We start from the raw sequence: 20,508 nt of genomic DNA on the forward strand, positions 1-20,508 counted from the left end.
ATGTGCGGAATCGTGGGTTACGTGGGCTCCCAGCAAGCCCTGGGCATCGTCATAGAGGGTCTGCGCCGGATGGAGTACCGGGGCTACGACTCTGCGGGCATCGCCGTGGTCGACCGGTCCGCGGGCGAAGCCCGCCTGGCCGGGGCCAAGAAGGCCGGCAAGCTGGCGAACCTGGAAAAGGAACTCGACGTCCGCCCCCTCCCGGCGTCGACGACCGGCCTGGGCCACACCCGCTGGGCCACCCACGGCGGCCCCACCGACGGCAACGCCCACCCGCACTTCAGCGCACCCGGCGGCGCCTACACCGACACCACCGGCAAGGTGGCGGTCATCCACAACGGCATCATCGAGAACTTCGCCCGGCTCAAGGCCGAACTGGCCGGCCAGGATGTGACATTCCTCTCGGAGACCGACACCGAGGTCGTCGCGCACCTGCTGGCCCGCGACTTCGCCGAGGCCGGCGACGGCGACCTGGGCGCCGCGATGCGCCGCGTCGTGAACCGGCTGCAGGGCGCCTTCACGCTGGTCGCGGTGCACGCCGACGCCCCGGACGTGGTGGTCGGCGCGCGCCGCAACTCCCCGCTGGTGATCGGCGTCGGCGAGGGCGAGGCGTTCCTGGCCTCCGACGTCTCGGCGTTCATCGCGCACACCCGCGAGGCCATCGAGATGGGCCAGGACCAGGTCGCCGAGGTCTTCCGCGACGGTTCGGTGAAGATCACCACCTTCGACGGCGAGGTCGTGGAGGGCAAGCGGTTCCACGTGTCCTGGGACGCCTCGGCGGCGGAGAAGGGCGGCTACGACTGGTTCATGCAGAAGGAGATCGCCGAGCAGCCGCAGGCGGTCGCCGACACCCTGCTGGGCCGGGTCAACGGCGACGGCAAGCTGAAGCTGGACGAGATGCGGCTGTCCGAGGACGAGCTGCGCGCCATCACCAAGATCGTCGTCGTCGCCTGCGGCACCGCCTACCACGCCGGCCTGATCGCCAAGTACGCCATCGAGCACTGGACCCGGGTCCCGGTCGAGGTCGAGCTGGCCAGCGAGTTCCGCTACCGCGACCCGATCCTGACCAGGGACACGCTGGTGATAGCGATCTCGCAGTCCGGCGAGACCATGGACACCCTGATGGCCATCCGGCACGCCCGCGAGCAGCACTCGCGCGTCCTGGCGATCTGCAACACCAACGGCTCGACCATCCCGCGCGAGTCCGACGCCGTGGTCTACACGCACGGCGGCCCGGAGATCGGCGTGGCCTCCACCAAGGCGTTCCTGACCCAGCTCACCGCCTGCTACCTGGTCGGCCTGTACCTGGCGCAGGTCCGCGGCGTGAAGTTCAACGACGAGGTGGAGGAGGTCCTGACGCAGCTGTCGGACTCCCCGGCCGCGATCGCCGAGACCCTGAACCGGATGGAGCCGATCCGCAAGCTCGCCCGCTCCATGGTCGGCGCCCGCACGGTGCTGTTCCTGGGCCGGCACGTCGGCTACCCGATGGCCCTGGAAGGCGCGCTGAAGCTGAAGGAGCTCGCCTACATCCACGCCGAGGGCTTCGCCGCCGGCGAGCTCAAGCACGGGCCGATCGCGCTGATCGAGCAGGACCTGCCGGTCGTGGTCGTGGTGCCCTCGCCGAAGCGGCCGCTGCTGCACGACAAGATCGTCTCCAACATCCAGGAGATCCGTGCCCGCGGCGCCAAGACCATCGTCATCGCCGAGGACGGCGACGACGTGGTGGCCCCCTACGCGGACTTCCTGTTCCACGTCCCGGAGCTGCCGATCCTGCTGCAGCCCCTGGTGGCCACCGTCCCGCTCCAGGTCTTCGCCGCCGAACTGGCGGACGCCCTGGGCTACGACGTCGACCAGCCGCGTAACCTGGCGAAGTCGGTCACTGTGGAGTAAGGACGCGCATGATCCTGGGTGTGGGCATCGACGTGGTGGACGTCGAACGGTTCGCGACGTCGCTGTCCCGCACCCCGGCTCTGCGGGAGAAGCTGTTCACGCCCGGGGAGCGCGAGCGCGGGACGGCGTCCCTGGCGGCCCGGTTCGCGGCCAAGGAGGCGCTGGCCAAGGCGCTCGGCGCCCCGCGCGGCCTGCGCTGGCACGACGCCGAGGTGGTGACGCTGCCGGACGGCCGCCCGGAGCTGCGGGTGACCGGGACCATCGCGGCGCTGGCCGAGGAGCGGGGGATCCGGGCTTTCCATGTGTCGCTGTCGCACGACGCCGGGATCGCTTCGGCGGTGGTGATCGCGGAGGGGTGATTCGGCGCGGCGGCCCGGGGTTCGCCTCGCTCTACCACCTCGCCCGACCGCCTCGCTCTACCGCCCGGCCCTACCGCCCGGCCCTACCGTCCCGCCCTACCGCCCCAACTCCCGCCGCTCGCGCCGCCGCCCCAGCTCGCGCTCTCCCCGCCGCTCCCGCCGGCGCTCCGCGAACCGCGAAAGCCGCCGCACCCGCAGGTTCGTGTGCTCCGCCTGCCCGCTGATCGTCAGCCGGATCGCCTCCGGCCCGGCCGGCCCCAGATCCGGCTGCCCGACGTTCGCGTGCCGCGTCGCCAGCCCCGAGGTGTCCAGCGCCGTCCCCGGCGGCACGATGATCCGCAGGTTCGCGTGCCGCAGATCCAGCGCCAGCTCGACCTCCCGCGCACCGCTGAACACCGCCTGGGTGAAGTCCAGCAGGACGTTCCCGTGCCGCACCGCGACGTTCAGCCGCCGCGGCACCAGCCACGCGCCCAGCTTGTGCGTGTTCCCGTGCGAGATGGTGATGTTCTGCGAAGCCTCCGCCTCGGTCCGCCGCGCCGGGCTCACCGGCTGCGCCGACGAAGGCAGATCCTTGATCAGCTTGTCCAGCTCGCCATAGGTCCGCGCGGTCATCGCCGCCTCGATCCGCTGGTCGAGCTCGTCCCCGTCGATCCGGCCGTCCCCGGCCGCCACCCGCAGCCGGTCCACGACGATGTCACGGTCCTCATGGGACGCGCGCATCTCGGCGCGCGACAGCGCTTCCTCCCCAGACATGCCGAGGATCTTAGCGAGACACGCCGGGCCGTGACAGGGTGGAAGCATGCTGACGGCGCATTCGGTGGACCAGGTCCGGCACGCGGAGGCGGCGTTGATGGCGCGCCTGCCCGACGGCGAGCTGATGCAGCGCGCGGTCGCCGGGCTGACGGCGGAGTGCGTGCGGCTCCTGGGAGGCGTCCGTAGAGGCGCCCACGGACGCGTGGGACGCGTCGGACGCGTCTACGGCGCGCGTGTCCTCGTCGTCGCAGGCAGCGGCGACAACGGCGGCGACGCCCTCTACGCCGCCGCCCGCCTGGTCCGCCGCGGCGCGAAGGTCGAGGCGGTCCTGCTCGACGAGGCGCGCGCCCACGCCGCCGGCCTGGCAGCCCTGCGCGCCGCCGGAGGCCTGGTCAGCACAGCGGGGGAGTGGCGCTACACCGCCTCCGACCTGGTGCTCGACGGCGTCGTCGGGATCGGCGGCCACGGCGGCCTGCGCCCTGCTGCGGCATCGGTGTTCGAACAGATCGAAGCGGCCGACCCGCGTCCCCTCGTCGTCGCCGTGGACCTCCCCAGCGGCGTCGACGCCGACACCGGCGAGGTCTCCGGCCCCGCGGTCAACGCCGACGTCACCGTCACCTTCGGCACCTACAAGCCGGGCCTGTTCATCTCCCCGGCCGCCGAGCACGTCGGCGACCTCCGCTTCGTCGACATCGGCCTGGCACCTTACCTCGACGGCGCTCCGGTCCTGGAAGCCCTCGAACCCGCCGACGTCGAAGCCCTCCTGCCGACCCCCACCGCCGAGAGCAACAAGTATCGCCGCGGCGTCCTGGGCCTGGCCGCCGGATCCCCCCGCTACCCCGGCGCCGCCGTCCTCGCGACCGGCGCGGCCCTGCGCAGCGGCGTCGGCGCCGTCCGCTTCCTCGGTGAGCCCGAGGTCAACGCCGGCGTGTTGGCCCGCTACCCGGAGGTCCTGATCGGCGACGGCCGCGTCCAGGCCTGGGTCGTCGGCCCCGGCATCGGCGCGGACAGCGCCGACCGTGTCGCGAAAGCCCTGGCCACCGAGCTGCCGGTGCTCGTCGACGCCGATGGCCTGACCGCCCTCAAGCAGCTCGGCCAGTCCGACAAGCCTCTGGACCGCTCCCACCCGACGCTGCTCACGCCCCACTCCGGCGAAGCCGCGCGCCTCCTCGACGATGCCGCCTGGACCTCCGACCACATCGAGGCCCACCGCCTGGCCGCCGTCCGCGAACTGGCCGACCGCTTCGGCTGCACGGTCCTGCTGAAGGGCTCGACGACGCTCATCGCCGACCCGGGAACCGCCACCGTGCGCGTCAACCGCACCGGCACCCCGGCCCTGGCCACCGCAGGGTCTGGCGACGTCCTGTCGGGCCTCGCAGGCGGCCTGCTGGCCGCCGGGCTGCATCCTCTGGACGCCGCCAGCGTCGCGGCCCACCTGCACGGCCAGGCGGCGCTCGACGTCCAGCGCCGCCACCCCGGCCGGCAGCTCATCGCCGGGGACCTGGTCGAAGCCCTCACCGCGGCGCGGGCCCCTCACTGAGGCGCGCGGACACTCCGGAATCCTCGCGACAGCAGGCACAGCAGCCCCAGCACCTCCACCGCCCCGCTGATCCCGAATGCCGCCGACAGCCCGAACGCCCCGACCATCAACCCCATCAGGCCCATGGTCAGCGGCACGATCCCCAACGTGATCAGCGTCGTGACACTCCCGACCCGTCCTCGGAACGCGTCATCGCACTCGGCCTGCATCACGACCGTCGCCGGCACCCCCATGGCGCTCGACAGCATCCCGACCGCCGCTGCCGCCGCGATCGCCCCGCCCAACGTCGGCACCAGGGCCATCGCCGCCCCAGCGACCCCCTGCAGCGCCCCGGCACCGGCCAGCCACACGCCGAGCCCGCCGCGGACCCGCACCTTCCCCATCCCCACGGCCCCCACCGCCGCGCCGATCCCGAACCCGGTCAGCAGCAGGCCGATGCCCGGCGCGCCCCAGCCCCGCCGCGTGGCCAGCAGGGCCGCGCCCACGTTCAGCGGGCCGACCATCCCGATGTTCGTCAGCGCCAGCCACACCACGAACGGCCCCAGCACCGCGTGCTGGCGCAGATAGCCGAGCCCTGCGACGAAGCTGCGCCCGAACGGCTCCTTGCGTGTCGCGGTTCGCGCTGCGGCCGTGGCGGCCGGCGTCCCCGAACGAGCCTCCGCACCCGCCCTCGCACCTGCCCCTGCGCCCGCCTTCGCGCTTACCTCCTTGCGAACCCGCAGCCCCACCAAGCTCACCAGCGACGCGACGAAGCTCACCGCGTCCACCACCAGCGCCGCCCCCAGCCCCGCCGAGGCCGCGACCACCCCGCCCAACGGTGCCCCGACCGTCAGCGCCAGCCGCCCCGACAGCGTCCACAGCACCGCCCCGCCCGAGTACTGATGCGGCTCCAGCAGCCGTGGCCGCAGCGCCACAGACGCGGGCATGAACAGCGCGTCCACGACCCCGAACACCACCGCGACGCCCGCCAACAACCCCAACCCCGGCGAAGTCGCCGTAGCGACCAGCGCCGCCCCCAGGCACACCACCGCCCGCAGCGAGTCACTGCCGATCATCAGCTTCCGGGCATCGAACCGGTCGACGATCACCCCGCCGAACAGCACCAACAGCAGCCGGGGTATCGCAGAGACCGACAACACCACCCCGGCCGCGGCCGGCGACCCCGCGCGCACCGCCGCGTACGACAGCGCGACGTACCAGACCTGGTCGCCCAGCGCGCTCAGCGTCGCACCCCCGAGCAGCCGCCGGTAGCTCGCATTCCGCAGCGCCGGAACGGGCCGCGAGGCGCCGACCGGGCCGGCCACGACAGCAGTCATGAGCAATCCCCCCTCAAGGTTTCTCTGGGAACGCGTGCAGGAACAGGAACACCTGCTCCCGTCCGTCGACCGGCTGCTCATCAGGCCGCAGCGAAGGATCCCGCCGCCCCAGCGCGGCCCACTTCCGCAGCACCGCGTTCAGCTCCTCACTGAGCCCGCGCAACTCCTCCGGCGCCAACCGCAGGTGCGTGTTCGTGGTCGTCGCGGCCCCCTGCCACTCCGAAGACCACTCCGCCTTCCGAGCAACAAACGCCTCCAACCGCTCAACCTGGTCCTGCACGGTCTGCGCGAAAGCAGCGTCCGCCACCGCCCTCCCCTCCGGCGTCCGAAAGTCAGCCCCCGACCAGCTGAAAGACCCCTCCGGCACCCGCCACCACCGCTCCCGCCGATCCCGCGCCAACTCCGGCGCCTCCTCAATGAACCCCCGCTTCCCCAACTCCCGCAGGTGGTAGCTGACCCGCCCCGGATCCGCCCCGTCCAGGTGCCCGGCGAGGATCGTGGTCGTCGACGGCCCCAGCTGGGTGAGGAGGCGGTAGAGGCGCTGGCGCAGGGGGTGCGAGAGGCCTTTGAGGACTTCGGGGTCGGTGATGCGGCGTGGTTCGGGCATGGCGCTACTGTAGTTACAGAAGGAATCTTCTGCAAGGTTCCTTCTGTAATTAGTCGGAGAGGGTGGGCGGGACCTCTGCTGGGGTGCGGTTGGGCCGTGGGTTGAAAGGCGATTTTTACGGCTTCGCCTAAGGTTTGGTGACCTCGCGGGGGGACGCAGTTCGGTTGAGCCCGGCTGGTTGCGCTGGCGGCCGCCGGTTTTCGTGGGCACGACCGCGCACTGGTTCAGGTCTGTGCGGCGGTGCGTTGGCGGCGGGCGGTTTTCGCGTCCACGACCCCGCACGGGTCCGAGTCACTGCGCACGCGTTTGGTCTGGCGGCCGCCGGTTTTCGCGTGCAAGACCGCGCACTGGCTCAGGTCTCTGCTGTGGTGCGTTGGCGGCTGGCGGTTTTCGCGTCCACGACCCCGCACGGGTCCGAGTCACTGCGCACACGTCATGTGGGCGGCTGCCTGCCGCGTTTGGTGGGCACCTCGAGGCCTCCGGCGGGCGCTCTACAGCGAGGGGGCGACCCGTGCGACCTGCTGTTTGGCGGCGGCCCGCGACTGTTTGGCTTGCCATCACGCTGTTGCCTGCGCCGCGCTGCCTGCCGGCGGTGCTGCTTGTGGTCGCCGAGGTTCTGGGTCCCTCACCGCGTCGTCGCCGTAAACGGAACCAGTCCGGTCCGGTGGTATCAAGCCGCACCCCTGCTGCTGTGGTGCTGTCGCGTCCGGCTTGACACCACCGGCCCGGCCAGGTTGGCTTCGCCCGCCGACGCGGCGAGGGACCCAGAACCAACACCCCCGCATGGTCCTTCGGACCCCCTAGCGACATGGCCGGTCACGCAGCCCCGTCGCCCCGCGCTTGCCCTGCAAGAACCTCAGGGCTTCCAGATGAACAGCATCTCCCCAAGACTCCGGTACCCGATCGACGCGTACAGCCGCTCCTGATCAGGCCCAGACGGCGAAAGCCACACGCACTCCAGCCCCGCCACCTCCAGCAGATGTCGCGAAAGCGCCGCCGTCACCGCCGCCCCCGCCCCGCGCCGCCGGAAAGCCGGCCGGGTCGCGATGCCGCCGATCTCCGTCGTCCCCGAGTTCGCCGACCCGCTGCCGCCGCCGGCCATCGGCACGCCGGCTGCGTCGCTGCCCGCGGCCCCCCGCGCCAGCACCAGGGACCTCCCCGCGTCCACCGCGCCGCGCAGTCCGATCACATCATCGGAGAAGTCCGCGTCATCCTGCGGCTCGTCCGACTCTCCGAACGCCTCCCGCTGCGCCAAAGCCACCCCGCGCAGCTCCGCGTCCGTCGCCGACTTGTCCAGCACCACCACCTCGACGCCGTCCACGGCACTCGGCCCGACCAGCTCCGCGGCCGTCGCCACCATGAACGGCAGCCGCTGCTGCACCTCGAACCCGGCCGCCAGCAGTGCCTCCTCCACCCCCGGCGCGCCGCCCGGCGCGAACTCCAGCCGCGGCGTGCGCTCCCGTCGGGCGAAAGCCGCGAGCAACGCCTCGATGTCCTCGGACGTCACAACAGCGCCGGCTTCGGGTACCGCGTAGTTCAGGAAGGGATTGGCGTTGCCGGCGTCGAAGCCGATGTGGAACGGCCCACATGCCTCGTTCAGTGCCCGGGCGCGCGCGTTGCCGTGCAGGTAGCCGTTGACCTTCGCTTCGAGCGCTTCCAAAATCGAGAACCCCCACTGATGAGCAGGGCCGCGAAGGCCCGGCCCCGGCCGAAGGCGACCTGGTGTCACCATCAAGACCGCGACGGCCTGGCAGACTACCGTCGATGACAGACCTGACCGCCACCGATTTTCCGCCCGGCCCGCTGCGTGCCGAGGCGCGGATCGACCTGGACGCGATCCGCGCGAACACCCGCCGCGTGGGTCAGATCGTCGCCGAGTCCGGGGCCGGGGTCATGGCCGTCGTGAAGGCCGACGCCTACGGCCACGGCGCCGTGCCGTGTGCCCGCGCCGCCAAGCAGGCCGGCGCCGCCTGGCTCGGCACCGCCCTGCCGGAGGAGGCGCTGCAGCTGCGCGCCGCCGGGCTGACCGGCCCGATCCTGGCCTGGCTGCATCCGGCCGGCGGGCCCTGGGACGAGCTGATCGCCCAGGAGATCGACGTCACCGCCTACGCCCCCTGGGTCCTGGAGGAGATCACCGCGGCCGCACAGCGCCTGGGGACCCCGGCGCGCGTGCAGCTCAAGGCCGACACCGGCCTCGGGCGCGGTGGCACCCAGCCGCACGACTGGCTGGAGCTGGTCGAGCTGGCCGCCAAGGCCGAGGCCGCCGGGCACATCCGGGTCACCGGCGTCTGGTCGCACTTCGCCTGCGCCGACGAGCCCGGGCACCCCTCGATCCGCTCCCAGCTGGACCTTTTCCGCGCGGCCCTGGCCGTCGCCGACCACGCGGGCCTGCGCCCGGAGGTCCGCCACATCGCCAACAGCCCGGCCGCCCTGAGCCTGCCCGAGGCGCACTTCGACCTGGTCCGACCGGGCCTGGCGCTCTACGGCCTCTCGCCCCTGCCGGACACCACCCCCGCCGACTTCGGCCTGCGCCCGGCGATGACGCTGCGGGCGCGCGTCGCGCTGGTCAAGAACGCCCCGGCTGAGCACGGCGTCTCCTACGGGCACATCTACCACACCGCGGCGCCCACGACCCTGGCCCTGGTCCCGCTCGGCTACGCCGACGGTCTGCCGCGCAACTCCTCCAACGTCGGCGAGGTCCAGATCGGCGGCCGGCGCCACCGGATCGCCGGCCGGATGGCGATGGACCAGTTCGTCGTCGACCTCGGCGACCCCGACGCCGTCCGCGACGTGCGGGTCGGCGACGAGGTCGTGATCTTCGGCCCGGGCGAGCACGGCGAGCCGACCGCCGACGACTGGGCCCGGGCGACCGGGACGTTGAATTACGAGATCGTCACGCGCATCGGTCCGCGTGTCCCGCGGGTCTACGTCGGGAACTCGTGACGTAAGGGGCCGACGGTGAACACCGCGAGGGCCGTCGAGCGGAAGGGGCGTCATGGCAGTCAGCACCGCTAAGAAGGCGGGGATCGCCGGAGCCGCGGTCGGCGTGATCGCCGCCGGGGCGGCGGCCGGGTTCGCCATCGAGCGCGCCACCATCGGCCGCGCCGTCCGCCGGCTGGCCGAACCCCGCCGGCTGGCCGAGCCCTACGGCACCCTGCGCGGCAAGCCTCTGACGGTCCGTGCCGACGACGGCGTCGGCCTGTACGTGGAGGTCGACGGCCCGCAGCTGTTCAGCGGCGGCGCCGGCTGGGCCCGCCGCCGCGGCCCGCGCGCCGCGGCCGGCCCGACCCTGGTGTTCTGCCACGGCTACGCCCTGCACCAGGACACCTGGCACTACCAGCGCGCGGAGTTCGCCGCGACCAACCGCTGCGTGTTCTGGGACCAGCGCGGCCACGGCCGCTCGCAGCGCGGCACCTCGGCCTCGCACACCATCGACCAGATAGGGCGCGACCTGTACACCGTCCTGGAGGCGGTGTGCCCGGACGGCGACGTGGTCCTGATCGGCCACTCCATGGGCGGTATGACGATCATGGCGCTGGCCGCCGAGCACCCCGAGCTGTTCGGCGGCCCGGAGGGCGGCGAGCACGCACGGGTGCGCGGCGTGGTGCTGTGCTCGACCACCGACGGCCACTGGAACGAGATGACGCTGGGCCTGCCGGCCCGCGCCGCGCAGCTGTTCCAACGCACCGCCCCCGGCGTGTTCGCGCTGCTGGGCCGCGGCCACACCCTGGTGGACCGCACCCGCCGGGCCGGGACCGACCTGGCGCAGCTGCTGACCCGCCGCTACGCCTTCGCCTCCGACGTGCCCCCGGCGCTGGTCCGGTTCACCGACGAGATGCTGTCCAGCACCCCGATGGACGTCATCGCCGACTTCTTCCCGACCTTCTCCGCGCACAACAAGGCCACCGCGCTGCCCACGCTCGGCCGGGTGCCGGTGGAGATCATCGTCGGCGACCACGACCTGCTGACTCCGGCGTTCCACAGCGAGCGGATGGCCGCCGAGATCGACGCCGCCGCGCCCGACGACGCCCACCACACCGGCGTGGAGATCGTCCCGGCCGGCGGGCACGTGCTGCCGCTGGAGCACCCGGACGCCGTGGACGGGGCGATCCGGCGCGTGCTGGCCCGCCTCGACACGGCGAGCCCGGATGCGGCAGGCACGGACGTGGCTGGCCCGGACGCCCCGGGCCCGGACGTGGCTGGCCCGGGCACATCAAGCCATTAGGCCTAATCACGGTGCGCATCGTGCGATGACCGCACAATCTGGGAGCTGTGCAGACAGCGGAGGCTCCCGGTTCGGCTGGGACTTCGGAGTTCGACGACGTCTGGGTCGTCATCCCCGTATACAACGAGGGCTCGGTGATCGCCGAGGTCGTCGCAGGCGTCCTGCCCACGTTCCCGAACGTGGTGTGCGTGGACGACGGCTCGCGCGACGACTCCGCCGACCACATCTTCCGCACGGCCGCGCACCTGGTCAGCCACCCGGTGAACCTGGGCCAGGGCGCCGCGCTCCAGACCGGCCTGGAGTACGCCCTGCTGCAGGAGGGCTCGGAGTACTTCGTCACCTTCGACGCCGACGGCCAGCACCGCGTGGAGGACGCCGCCGAACTGGTGCGCGCGGTCCGCGACGGCGGCGCCGACGTGGCCCTCGGCTCGCGCTTCCTGAGCGGGACCGTGCACGTGCCGTGGGTCAAGCGCGCGCTGCTGAAGACGGTCGCCGCGCTCAGCCCCGCGGCCCGCCGCCTGGAGCTCACCGACGCGCACAACGGCCTGCGGGTCCTGAACCGGGCCGCCGCCTCCCAGCTCAAGATCACCATGAACGGCATGGCGCACGCCTCGGAGATCGTGGACTACCTGGCGCGCTCGGAGCTGGAGGTCACCGAGGTCCCGGTGACCGTGCTCTACACGGACTACTCCAAGGCCAAGGGCCAGTCGCTGATCAACGGCGTCAACATCCTGTTCGACCTCTCCCTGCGGTCGCGGAGGACGCCATGATCATCCAGGCCATCCTGCTGGTCATCGCGGCCGGCTTCCTGCTGCTGTTCATCCGGCACTGGTACTCGGTGCAGACCAGAGCCCTGAAGCGGCTGGCGTTCCTGGTCTTCATCGCCCTGATGGTGGTCGCGATCCTGCGGCCCAACTGGGTGAACTCGCTGGCCCACAAGGTCGGCGTGGGCCGCGGCACCGACCTCGTGCTCTACGCGCTGACCGTGGCGTTCGTCTTCGTGTCGGTGAACACCTACTTCCGGCTCAAGACCCAGGAAGCGCGGTTCACCGAGCTGGCCCGGGTCATCGCGGTGCGCGACGCGACCACGCTGAACGCGCAGCGGCTGGGGCGTCCGGTGCGGGAGCCGGCGGCGCTGACCGACGCTTCCGGGCCGACCGGTCTCGCGACACCGCTGCCCCCGCTCACCGGCGAATCGGCCGGGGGAGCGGCCCGGTGAGCGGATCCGGCGCGCTCGAACCGCCGCCGCAGCCCCTTCCGGAACCCGAATCGGAACCGGAACCCGGCCGGGAACCAGAGCCCAAAGCGGTATCCGCGCCATTCCTCCCCACCAAACCCCGCCGCCCATCCTGGCCGCGCCGCAGCACCACCAAAGTCCTCAGGGTCCTCAACCGCCCCTGGCTGCTGGCCCTGGTCGGCTTCTTCCTGGTCTCCACCGGCTGGGCCTTCGCTTCCCCGATGTCCACATCCCCGGACGAGCCCTCGCACATGGTGAAAGCCGCCGCGACAGCCCGCGGCGAGTTCGTGAACTCGACCTCCCGCCACGAGATCAGCGGCGGCTTCGAGAAGACCTGGCTCGGCTATCCACTGCCCGCCAAGTACGGGACTCTCGACGCGATGTCCGCGTGCTTCCGCAATACGTTCCTCTCCGCGGCATGCGGTAAGAAGTTCGGCACCGACAACTCCACAGCGATCGTCGAGACCTCCGCAGGGAACTACAACCCCGCCTACTACTTCCCTGTAGGGCTCCCCAGCCTGGTGCTCCCTGGAGTCGGCGCGCTATACGGAATGCGCTTAGCGTCCGCACTACTCAACTCAGGGCTCCTCGCAGCAGCGGTCGGCATAGCCGCCGGCTGGCGCCGTCCCGGCTGGCCGCTCCTCGGCGTGATCGCCGCCGGAACTCCCATGGCGCTCTTCCTCAGCGGCACCGTGAACTCCAACGGGATGGAAGCCACAGCTGCGGTACTCGCCTGGACTGCGGCCATGTCCCTGGCGCTCGACGACGACCCGAAACCCGGCCAGGTAACGCGGCGCGCTATAGGGCTCGCCATTGGGGGAGCGCTCCTGGCGAACACCAGAAGCCTCGGCATCGCTTTCGTCGCGTCGATCCTGGTCGCGCTGGTGATCATCGCCGGCCCGCGTAAGCTCGCGTGGCTGGCTCGGTTCCGCGCCGTGCAGATCATGGCGGGCGTGCTGATCCTCGGCGGTGTCGCGGCGTTCCTATGGAGCCGCTACGCAGACGGCCTCACCACGTCGAACCTGTCGTTCCCCACCCTTACGCCGGCCGTCGTGTTCAACGAGGTGTTCTGGAGCTCCGGCACCTACGTCATGCAGATCGTCGGCGAACTCGGGTGGCTCGACGTAGCCCTGCCGCCGGGCAGCATCATCGCCTGGTACGCGGTCGCCGGCCTGCTCATCCTCTGCGCGTTCGGCGTAGCGCGATGGCGAGAGGTGGTCGTCGTGGCGGGCCTGACCGTCGGCACGGCCGCCATCCCGATCATCGCGCAACTGCTGGAGGCCAAGCGCTTCGGCATCGGCTGGCAGGGGCGCTACATCCTGGCCTGGGCGCTCGGCCTGCCGGTACTCGCCGGGCTGCTGATGGCCCGCCGCGTCGGCGCGGACCTGCCCGGCGCGCTGGAGCGACGCGTGCCGACGGCGTCAGCCGTCGTGCTCGCTCTGGCCGGGCTCGGGGCCTTCTACTGGTCGATGACGCGCTATGCGCACGGCGGCTGGAGGAAGTACGGCATCACCCCGATCCAGTGGAGCCCGCCGGGCGGCTGGATCATGTGGTGGATCGTCTACGCGATCGGGCTGGTGATTCTGGTCGTAGCCGTCGCGGTACGGCGCCGGGACGCTCTGTGGCATCCGCCGCCAGCGTCCTGAGCAAGCCTCCTTAGGAGCCGGCCGCACAGCCCAGCCGGGCGCTCAGTGGTTCCGCGGCCCCGCGAAGTTGTTCATCCAAGACTGGTCGCCGGTCGCCGAGCACTCGTGGTTCGGCGCGTACTTGGGGCAGGTCCCATCCGGCTTGCGCATGGTCTGCGACACATAGGCGAGGATCTTGTAGCTGTTTGTCTTAGCGGGCATCCAGTAGTCGGAAACCGAAGACGCCGCACTACCCAGCACCATGAGCACCGCGGCCAGCACCCCGACGTGTGCCCCGAGCCGCGAGGGCAGCGGCGGCCAGGACCCCAGCCGCGAAGCGCCATAGGCCGTCGCCGCAGCACCTAACACGAGGATGCAGTACAGGAGTTGGTTGTCGGTGCGCGGCCACAGCTGCACCGTGCCGGTAGCCCACATCCGAGAGGCGATCTCCATCCGCCACAGCCAGGTCCCGGCGAACACACACGCCACGGTCACCGCCAACGGCCGCCGCCACCCCAGCCACAGCGCCACGCCGAGCCCGGCGAACGTCAGAACGCTGAACAGCCCCAACCCCGCCAACTCGCCCGGCGGCGGCCACTGCCCCACATCGCCGGGCATGTCCGTGCGCCACATGGAGAAGAACGCAGGGTCGGTATAGGCGTCGAACCCATAGGCGCGATCCACGTTCCCGGGCCCGATGAGGTCGTTGACGTACCAGCCGCACAACACCCCGAACACCCCGACCGTCACCCCGATGAACGCGAGCAGCCGCCCGACCCGCGCCTTCGACCACGGGAACAGCAACAGCACCGCCGCCACCAATCCCGGCGCGCTCCACAGCGACGACCCGGGATACGTCAGGAACAGGACCGAATACAGAAGCCCGAACAACAGCGCACTGACCAACACCCGCCGCCACGCCATGCCCCCGACCCGCGTCGTGTGCCGCACCGAGACCACGAACACCGGCAGCAGAACGATCATCACAACAGCGCCGTACGGCTTGTACGGGTCGATGATCGAGTACGCCGGCACCACCCCCACCACCAGTGCCCACAGCGGGCTCAGCACGAACCGCCACGCCAGATACGCAGCCGGTCCGGTGATCGCGGCCCCGCCGATCTCCATGTCCCGGAACGCCGACGCGGTGTCTCCGTGGTGGAACAGCTGCGCCCACCACGCCAAGGCGTGCAGCGTCAGCGGCGGATACGTCGGATTCGGATTGCCGTGCCCGTGCACGATCGACTCCGACCACTGCACCAGCCGCCCGGTGTCCCCGGACAGGCCGAACAGCGGCCACGGCGTCCCCCGCAGCGCCACCACGATCCCGCCGGCGAGGAACCCCGACGCCAGCCCCGCGAGAGCGGCGCAGACCAGGTGCTTCGCCACGACGTAGTGCCGACCGCCGCGCCACCTGTGCGCGCCGATGAGCAGCGCGAGCAGCACGATCCCCAGCGCCGTGAACCGCACCTGCAACGCCGCCAGCGCACTGACCTGCCCCGTCCGGTCCAGCGGATCCACGTCGACGTACCGCGCCGCGACCGGCATCGCGAACGCCCCGACCAGCGCCGCGGCCACCTCACCGGCCGGCCTCGCGACCCGCCGCAGGCTGAACCCGCCTCCCGGCCACCGCCCCGGAGTCCCGCTGGTCATCGCGCCCTGCCTCTCCGGACCCGATCGGCCCTGCCGCCGAGGGAACGACCGAGATCGCCCCCGGTCACGCGGCGCGCGTCCGCTGACAGCGCCGACCGCGGCACCAACGGCTTCGCCCGCTACCGCCTCTGCCCGTGTCTCTGCTCGCGCCCGTGTCTGTAGCCCTGCCTCCGCCCCTGCCTCCGCCCCACCCCGCACTCCTCGCAGCGCCCCCACGAGCCCGATCACCATCACCACGACCACCGTCGCCGGCCCGCCCAGGCCCCCGGCCGCCGCCGCATGCAGCGGATCCACCGGCAACTCCACCAACACCGCCAGAACCACCGCCCCGGCACCCCAGGCGATCGGCACCAGCCGATGCCGATCCAGCGCCACCAGCGTCGGCTGCAGAATCGCCGCCGCCATCAGAAAGACCGTCCCGACCCCCAACACCGCCAACAACTCGTGCGACAACTCCGCCTTCGTCCCGAAGAAGACCCGCAGCACCCAGGGGCCGGCCACGGCCAACACTCCGGTGCCCACCACCCCCAGCGCCGCGACCGCCGCCAGCGCCACGCGCACCCGCCCCCGCAGCGCCGCATGGTCCCCTCGCGCGGCCGAACGGGTGAGATCAGGAAGCAGCATCGCCTGGATCGGCGAGATCAGCAGCAGCGGAATCCGCACCAGGACGAACGCCTGCCCGAACGCCGCCGCCACCGCATCAGAGTGCGTGAGCCGCGTACTGGCGACCAGCGGCGGCAGGTTCGCCACCAACTGCGTCAGCAAACTGCCGGCGACCAACAACGCCAGCCCTCCGGCCGCCGACCGCTCCCCGGTCTCGAACGCCGAGACCTCGACATCCAGACAGTCCCGCCCCGCGTCCTCGAACCCCTCCCGCAGCCACCACAGCCCCGCCAGCGTCGCCAACCCCTGCGCCGCAGCGAACGCCAGCGCATAGCCCCAGGCCGCCCCGCCCCGGCCAGTAGCCACGAACACCGCTACGCACGGGATCAGTCGGCCCAACCCCTCCGTGGCCAGCGTCGCGGCGTACCCGTGGAACTCCTGCCGCCCGCCGAGAATCCCGCGCACCCAATAACAGACCGCCCCCACCCCAGCGGCCAGAACCAGCGCCCCGAACAGGTCCCACTGCCCCCGCAGCGGGCCCGACACCAACACCGGCGAGAGCGCCGCCAGGACGACGACAGTGATCCCGAGCAAGAACGCGGCATGCCGCCGAGCCCTATGCGCCACCGGCGCCAGAGCCCGCCCCTCGGCCACCGCCCGGCTCGTGGCCCGACTGGTCTCCTGCTCCAAACCGACGAACACGCCGAGCGTCACCAGCCCCGCCAGGAAGTACAGCGAAGACAGCGCGGCGGCGTCCGAGGGCGTGGAGGAGTGCCCGGTGACCGCCAGGAACACATACCCTGACAAGCCCACCAGGAGCAGCCCCGCCGCCATCCCGACGGAGGCCCTCATGCTCACCTCCGGTGCGGGAGTCCTCGGCGCCGATCATGCCCTGGGCGGAACGCGGGTAATCAGTCTCAAAAGCGGTATATGCCCCTCATGCGACGAGCCGCCGGCCTCTGGCGTCACGATGTGCTGGGGGTCCGCCTCGGCGCGCTCGTCATCGTCCTGGCCCCGCTCGCACTGACGATCGCCTACACCCTGGCCACCCGCGGGCTGTGGCTGCACCCTCCCGACAGCCGCTACTACCTGACCATGACCGCCCGCGACATGGGCCACCCGATCAGCGACGCCATCGCTCGCGCCCGGGCCGTCGCCAGCTGGCGCCTCGCGCCCTGGTACTTCGCCGGGAACGAACCCACCTGGCAGATGGTCAAGACGCGCGCGCTGTATCCGTTCCTGTCCATCCCATTCGTCTGGCTGACCGGCCTGAAGAACGGCACCATGTACGTCCCCTGCGCATCAGTCCTCGCGTTCTGCTGGATTACTGCGCGGGTTCTGCAACGCCTCTACGGCCCCGCGGTAGCAGCGCTCATCGCCGGGGCGTTCGGCCTGAGCACGACCGTGACCGGCCTCGTCTGGGCCACCACCGACGCACTCGCCTTAGCGCTGTCCGCAGTGCTCGTCGCCAACCTGCCCATCGAACGCCGCGTGAGCCGCGCGAACCTGGTCTGGCTCGGCGCGGCCTGCGTCGCCCTGGCCCTGACCCGGCAGGTCGGCGTACTGGCGCCCGCGATGGGCGTCGCGGGCTGGGCCTGGGCACTGGTGCGGGAACGGACCTGGCGCAACCCCTGGCTTGGGGCGATGGCCGTCACGGTCGTCGTCACCGGGGGAATGCAGCTGACCCTGGGAATGGTCGCCCACGTCGACACCCAGGGCATCGTGACGCGCGATCAGTCCACCTTCGGCGGCGTCGTCAGCCAACTCCTGAGGAACGTACGTACGGTCACCACAGGCGACCTGAGCTATATGTGGAACGAAGACCGGCTCCTCTATGTGCTGCTCGGCACAGCCCTTCTCATGGCCCTGGTCCGCTTCACCAAAGACCTCGCAGCCACCTTCTGGGGAGCGCTGGCCGCCACATACGTCCTCACCGCAGGAGTCGGATACAGCGCGGGCATGCGCTACGAGATCATCATGTTCCCCGCCGCCGCAGTCGCCGCCGGCGGATTCGCCGCCTGGGCACTCGGCCAAATGGGCTCGCCATTCCCCTCCGTACGGGAACCCGAAGTAGAACCCGACCTGCGGCGCTCGCTATGGATTCCCCAACTGGTCGGGTGCGCAGTGCTGCTCGGCCTCTGCATCGGCGTCACCGCGGTCGGCGGATCCCGCTCCACGATCCCAACCCCTGCGTCGCCCTCCTTCCCCGCTGCGCAGGGCAGCCAGAAGTACGCAGTACGGCCCCTGGCCGAGCCCGGTGCGGAGGTAACGCTTAAAGCCGCGCTCACGCAGGCGCTCGCCATCCTGAGCAAGAAGGACACCACGCTCGAAGGTGCCTTCGACTGGGTCCACGACCTGAAGTACCGCGTATCCGGTCCCGGAGATCCGAACTACGCGCGCCGCGCGAAGGACGGAACCACCATCACCCGCGTCAACGCCATGAGCGGACCGGAACAGACCGCCTTCTCGCAGACGATCACCTTCCAGGGGACCGCGCAGCCGAGCACCCTGGAGATCGACTCGCGCCAGACCACGACCTTCGGAGAAGACGTGGACTTCTCCGTCGAGGACAGCGCAGGGGTCCGGCACCAGGGCACGGCGACCACGCTCTACCCGATCTGGTCCGCCACCGACCCGGGCTTGGTGACGGCGATCGTCTACGCTCCGTGACCTCCCCGGGGCCCGGTACGGTGGACCCATGTCGGTGATCCCTGACCAAACCGGCCCCGGGCTGCCCGGGCCCGTCCTGGAGACCCCTGTCGCGACCGCAGGGGCCATGCAAGACCTCGGCCGGCGCCTCGGCGCGCGGCTGCGCCGCGGCGACCTCGTGGTGCTGACCGGCGACCTCGGCGCGGGCAAGACGACCTTCACCCAGGGCCTCGGGGACGGGCTCGGCGTGCGCGGCCCGATCACCTCGCCGACGTTCGTCATCGCGCACGTGCACCCCTCGCTCGCCGAGGGCGGGATCCCGCTGGTCCACGTCGACGCCTACCGGCTGGGGTCCCTGGACGAGCTCGACGACCTGGACCTGGACGCCGACGTCGAGCAGTCCGTGACGGTCGTCGAATGGGGCGAGGGGAAGGCCGAGGTCCTGGCCGACGACCGGCTGGACATCGTCATCTCGCGGGAGTTCGCCGAGGAGCTCGACGAGCCCGGCGACTCCGACGTGCGCTGGGTGGTGCTGCGCGGGATCGGCGAGCGGTGGACCGACGCCGACCTGGCCGGGCTTGAGGACCGGGAGCAGTAGCAGGCAGGCTGACCGCGCGGTCGGCGTGGCGCAGTGCCGTGCGGTGTGGTCGCTGTGGTCGGTGCCGTGAGGTGCGATGCAGCGCCTCAGGCTCTTCGCCCGGCGCCTACGGCACCACGACGACCGCAGTCCCCTTCACCGTCGCGAACTGCCACACCGCCTGCGCGTCGTTCTGCGTCAGCCGCACGCCGCCGGTCTTCGTCCCCGAGGCCGGCTTGGACGGCAACTGGTCGCCCGGCAGCGAGGCGATCGCGTCGAAGGCGAACTCGTTCTCCCCGCTCTTCTTCGAACCCCACAGCACCTCGTACTGCACGGCGGCGCCGTCAGCGCCCTGGTGCGTGGCGTACCACTTCGAGACCTCGTAGTTGCCCGCGTCCGGCGTCACCGTGCCCGGGACGGCCTGCGCGCTCAGCTGCACCTTCTCGTCGGCGCCGACCAGCCAGATGCGCGACTTGGACAGGCTGTAGACCACACGCTTGCCCTTGCCGCTGGACGCCGGCAGCGCCAGCGCCGGGTCCGGAGCCGGCGCGACCGTCTGGCCGGACTGGTTCGTGGAGACCACCGGCTGCTTGGCGGCGACCACCGCGGCCGGCGCCTTGTCCGGGGCCGAACCGTTCGCCTGCACGGCCAGCACGCCCACGCCGACCAGGGCCGCGGCTGTGATCACGGCGACCGATGCCATCGGGTTGACGCGGCTGCGCCGCGCCCGCGCGCTGGCGCGCGGGGCGTTCTGCTGCTGGCTGGTCATGGGTCGTATGGTGCCAGAAAGATAGGCTGTGCGGGTGCTCCTGCTCGCGTTCGACACCGCCACCCCGGCCATCACCGTCGCCCTGCACGACGGCGCGCACGTCCTCGCCGAGTCCACCACCGTGGACGCCCGGCGCACCGGGGAACTCCTCGCACCCGGCATCACCGCGGTCCTGACCGCCGCCGGACGTAAACCGGAGGAGCTCACAGGAGTCGCCGTCGGAGTCGGGCCCGGCCCCTTCACCGGACTGCGCGTGGGATTGGTCACGGCGCGCGCCCTGGGCGACGCCCTCGGCATCCCGGTGCACGGCGTGTGCACCCTCGACGTGGTCGCTTATCAGACCGAGAGTGCAGAGCCCTTCGCAGTCGCCACGGACGCGCGCCGCAAAGAGGTCTACTGGGCGCAGTACACGGACTACCTCACCCGCTCGTCCGAACCGGACGTGGCGCACCCCGCTCTCATCGCCGAGCGCCTCGCCGGACTTCAGATCGCGGGGGAGGGCGCGCTCCTCTACCCGGAGGCGTTCCCTAAGGCGATCGCGCCCCGCCACCCCTCCGCTGCGGCTCTGGCGGAACTCACTATCAAGCGTCTGCAGAGCGACCCCGACGCCCTCCTGTTCCCGGAGCCGCTGTACCTGCGCCGCCCGGACGCCGTGGAGCCGGGCACCCGCAAGCGTGTCTCCACAAGCTGACGGCGTGGAGACCG

At 71.7% G+C, this 20,508-nt stretch carries 17 protein-coding genes; 11 read left to right on the plus strand and 6 right to left on the minus strand.

Features of this window, described 5'->3' with window-relative positions:
- Both glmS and ABH920_RS41860 read left to right on the plus strand, forming a co-directional pair.
- The gene (gene glmS, locus ABH920_RS41855) at positions 1-1,890 is read left to right on the plus strand and encodes a glutamine--fructose-6-phosphate transaminase (isomerizing) (RefSeq protein ID WP_370354874.1); all 1,890 of its coding nucleotides are present in this window, start codon (positions 1-3) and stop codon (positions 1,888-1,890) included.
- 8 nt (positions 1,891-1,898) lie between these two features.
- On the plus strand, positions 1,899-2,249 hold the full coding sequence (locus tag ABH920_RS41860; protein ID WP_370354875.1) for a holo-ACP synthase: 351 nt from the start codon (positions 1,899-1,901) through the stop codon (positions 2,247-2,249).
- 96 nt (positions 2,250-2,345) lie between these two features.
- Here ABH920_RS41860 and ABH920_RS41865 read toward each other — a convergent pair whose 3' ends face one another.
- Positions 2,346-3,002 (minus strand): DUF1707 domain-containing protein, encoded by a 657-nt coding sequence (locus tag ABH920_RS41865; protein ID WP_370354876.1) that lies wholly within the window; start codon positions 3,000-3,002, stop codon positions 2,346-2,348.
- Between the two features lie 46 nt (positions 3,003-3,048).
- On the opposite strand from ABH920_RS41865, the gene ABH920_RS41870 reads away from it, so the two are divergent.
- On the plus strand, positions 3,049-4,542 hold the full coding sequence (locus ABH920_RS41870; RefSeq protein WP_370354877.1) for an NAD(P)H-hydrate dehydratase: 1,494 nt from the start codon (positions 3,049-3,051) through the stop codon (positions 4,540-4,542).
- On the opposite strand, the gene ABH920_RS41875 is transcribed toward ABH920_RS41870, so the two are convergent.
- The 3 genes from ABH920_RS41875 to ABH920_RS41885 form a co-directional block, all read right to left on the minus strand.
- Positions 4,536-5,858: an MFS transporter gene (locus ABH920_RS41875; RefSeq protein ID WP_370354878.1), complete on the minus strand. Its 1,323-nt coding sequence runs from the start codon at positions 5,856-5,858 to the stop codon at positions 4,536-4,538. The genes ABH920_RS41870 and ABH920_RS41875 overlap by 7 nt on opposite strands.
- Positions 5,859-5,871: 13 nt before the next feature.
- Positions 5,872-6,465: an ArsR family transcriptional regulator gene (locus tag ABH920_RS41880; protein WP_370354879.1), complete on the minus strand. Its 594-nt coding sequence runs from the start codon at positions 6,463-6,465 to the stop codon at positions 5,872-5,874.
- Positions 6,466-7,321: 856 nt separating this feature from the next.
- On the minus strand, positions 7,322-8,125 hold the full coding sequence (locus ABH920_RS41885) for a GNAT family N-acetyltransferase (protein WP_370354880.1): 804 nt from the start codon (positions 8,123-8,125) through the stop codon (positions 7,322-7,324).
- A gap of 104 nt (positions 8,126-8,229) precedes the next feature.
- On the opposite strand from ABH920_RS41885, the gene alr reads away from it, so the two are divergent.
- The 5 genes from alr to ABH920_RS41910 are packed head-to-tail and all read left to right on the plus strand — an operon-like array spanning position 8,230 to position 13,573.
- On the plus strand, positions 8,230-9,408 hold the full coding sequence (alr, locus tag ABH920_RS41890) for an alanine racemase (protein WP_370354881.1): 1,179 nt from the start codon (positions 8,230-8,232) through the stop codon (positions 9,406-9,408).
- Between the two features lie 52 nt (positions 9,409-9,460).
- Positions 9,461-10,690: an alpha/beta fold hydrolase gene (locus ABH920_RS41895; protein WP_370354882.1), complete on the plus strand. Its 1,230-nt coding sequence runs from the start codon at positions 9,461-9,463 to the stop codon at positions 10,688-10,690.
- 47 nt (positions 10,691-10,737) lie between these two features.
- On the plus strand, positions 10,738-11,460 hold the full coding sequence (locus ABH920_RS41900) for a glycosyltransferase family 2 protein (protein ID WP_370354883.1): 723 nt from the start codon (positions 10,738-10,740) through the stop codon (positions 11,458-11,460).
- The gene (locus ABH920_RS41905) at positions 11,457-11,909 is read left to right on the plus strand and encodes a DUF2304 domain-containing protein (protein WP_370354884.1); all 453 of its coding nucleotides are present in this window, start codon (positions 11,457-11,459) and stop codon (positions 11,907-11,909) included. Before ABH920_RS41900 ends, ABH920_RS41905 begins: the two co-directional genes overlap by 4 nt.
- Complete coding sequence (locus tag ABH920_RS41910; RefSeq protein ID WP_370354885.1) at positions 11,906-13,573, plus strand: DUF2142 domain-containing protein; 1,668 nt, start codon at positions 11,906-11,908, stop codon at positions 13,571-13,573. The genes ABH920_RS41905 and ABH920_RS41910 overlap by 4 nt, the downstream gene beginning before the upstream one ends.
- A gap of 42 nt (positions 13,574-13,615) precedes the next feature.
- On the opposite strand, the gene ABH920_RS41915 is transcribed toward ABH920_RS41910, so the two are convergent.
- On the minus strand, positions 13,616-16,660 hold the full coding sequence (locus ABH920_RS41915) for a lipopolysaccharide biosynthesis protein (RefSeq protein WP_370354886.1): 3,045 nt from the start codon (positions 16,658-16,660) through the stop codon (positions 13,616-13,618).
- Between the two features lie 87 nt (positions 16,661-16,747).
- On the opposite strand from ABH920_RS41915, the gene ABH920_RS41920 reads away from it, so the two are divergent.
- Positions 16,748-18,478 (plus strand): hypothetical protein, encoded by a 1,731-nt coding sequence (locus ABH920_RS41920; protein WP_370354887.1) that lies wholly within the window; start codon positions 16,748-16,750, stop codon positions 18,476-18,478.
- A 28-nt stretch (positions 18,479-18,506) separates the two neighbouring features.
- Complete coding sequence (gene tsaE / locus ABH920_RS41925; RefSeq protein WP_370354888.1) at positions 18,507-19,055, plus strand: tRNA (adenosine(37)-N6)-threonylcarbamoyltransferase complex ATPase subunit type 1 TsaE; 549 nt, start codon at positions 18,507-18,509, stop codon at positions 19,053-19,055.
- A 106-nt stretch (positions 19,056-19,161) separates the two neighbouring features.
- On the opposite strand, the gene ABH920_RS41930 is transcribed toward tsaE, so the two are convergent.
- The gene (locus tag ABH920_RS41930; protein WP_370354889.1) at positions 19,162-19,803 is read right to left on the minus strand and encodes a hypothetical protein; all 642 of its coding nucleotides are present in this window, start codon (positions 19,801-19,803) and stop codon (positions 19,162-19,164) included.
- Between the two features lie 34 nt (positions 19,804-19,837).
- Here ABH920_RS41930 and tsaB point away from each other — a divergent pair, with 34 nt between their 5' ends.
- Entirely contained in the window at positions 19,838-20,494 is a 657-nt protein-coding gene (gene tsaB / locus ABH920_RS41935) for a tRNA (adenosine(37)-N6)-threonylcarbamoyltransferase complex dimerization subunit type 1 TsaB (protein WP_370354890.1), read from the plus strand.
- The last annotated feature ends 14 nt before the right edge of the window (positions 20,495-20,508 follow it).

It is taken from the genome of Catenulispora sp. EB89 (genome assembly GCF_041261445.1).
Classification (GTDB): domain Bacteria; phylum Actinomycetota; class Actinomycetes; order Streptomycetales; family Catenulisporaceae; genus Catenulispora.

Bases quoted from the DNA above. Each gene is read 5' to 3' on its own strand.
- glmS (WP_370354874.1), top strand. From the start codon at position 1: ATGTGCGGAATCGTGGGTTACGTGGGCTCCCAGCAAGCCCTGGGCATC.
- ABH920_RS41860 (WP_370354875.1), top strand. From the start codon at position 1,899: ATGATCCTGGGTGTGGGCATCGACGTGGTGGACGTCGAACGGTTCGCG.
- ABH920_RS41865 (WP_370354876.1), bottom strand. From the start codon at position 3,002: ATGTCTGGGGAGGAAGCGCTGTCGCGCGCCGAGATGCGCGCGTCCCAT.
- ABH920_RS41870 (WP_370354877.1), top strand. From the start codon at position 3,049: ATGCTGACGGCGCATTCGGTGGACCAGGTCCGGCACGCGGAGGCGGCG.
- ABH920_RS41875 (WP_370354878.1), bottom strand. From the start codon at position 5,858: ATGACTGCTGTCGTGGCCGGCCCGGTCGGCGCCTCGCGGCCCGTTCCG.
- ABH920_RS41880 (WP_370354879.1), bottom strand. From the start codon at position 6,465: ATGCCCGAACCACGCCGCATCACCGACCCCGAAGTCCTCAAAGGCCTC.
- alr (WP_370354881.1), top strand. From the start codon at position 8,230: ATGACAGACCTGACCGCCACCGATTTTCCGCCCGGCCCGCTGCGTGCC.
- ABH920_RS41895 (WP_370354882.1), top strand. From the start codon at position 9,461: ATGGCAGTCAGCACCGCTAAGAAGGCGGGGATCGCCGGAGCCGCGGTC.
- ABH920_RS41905 (WP_370354884.1), top strand. From the start codon at position 11,457: ATGATCATCCAGGCCATCCTGCTGGTCATCGCGGCCGGCTTCCTGCTG.
- ABH920_RS41915 (WP_370354886.1), bottom strand. From the start codon at position 16,660: ATGAGGGCCTCCGTCGGGATGGCGGCGGGGCTGCTCCTGGTGGGCTTG.
- ABH920_RS41920 (WP_370354887.1), top strand. From the start codon at position 16,748: ATGCGACGAGCCGCCGGCCTCTGGCGTCACGATGTGCTGGGGGTCCGC.
- tsaE (WP_370354888.1), top strand. From the start codon at position 18,507: ATGTCGGTGATCCCTGACCAAACCGGCCCCGGGCTGCCCGGGCCCGTC.
- ABH920_RS41930 (WP_370354889.1), bottom strand. From the start codon at position 19,803: ATGACCAGCCAGCAGCAGAACGCCCCGCGCGCCAGCGCGCGGGCGCGG.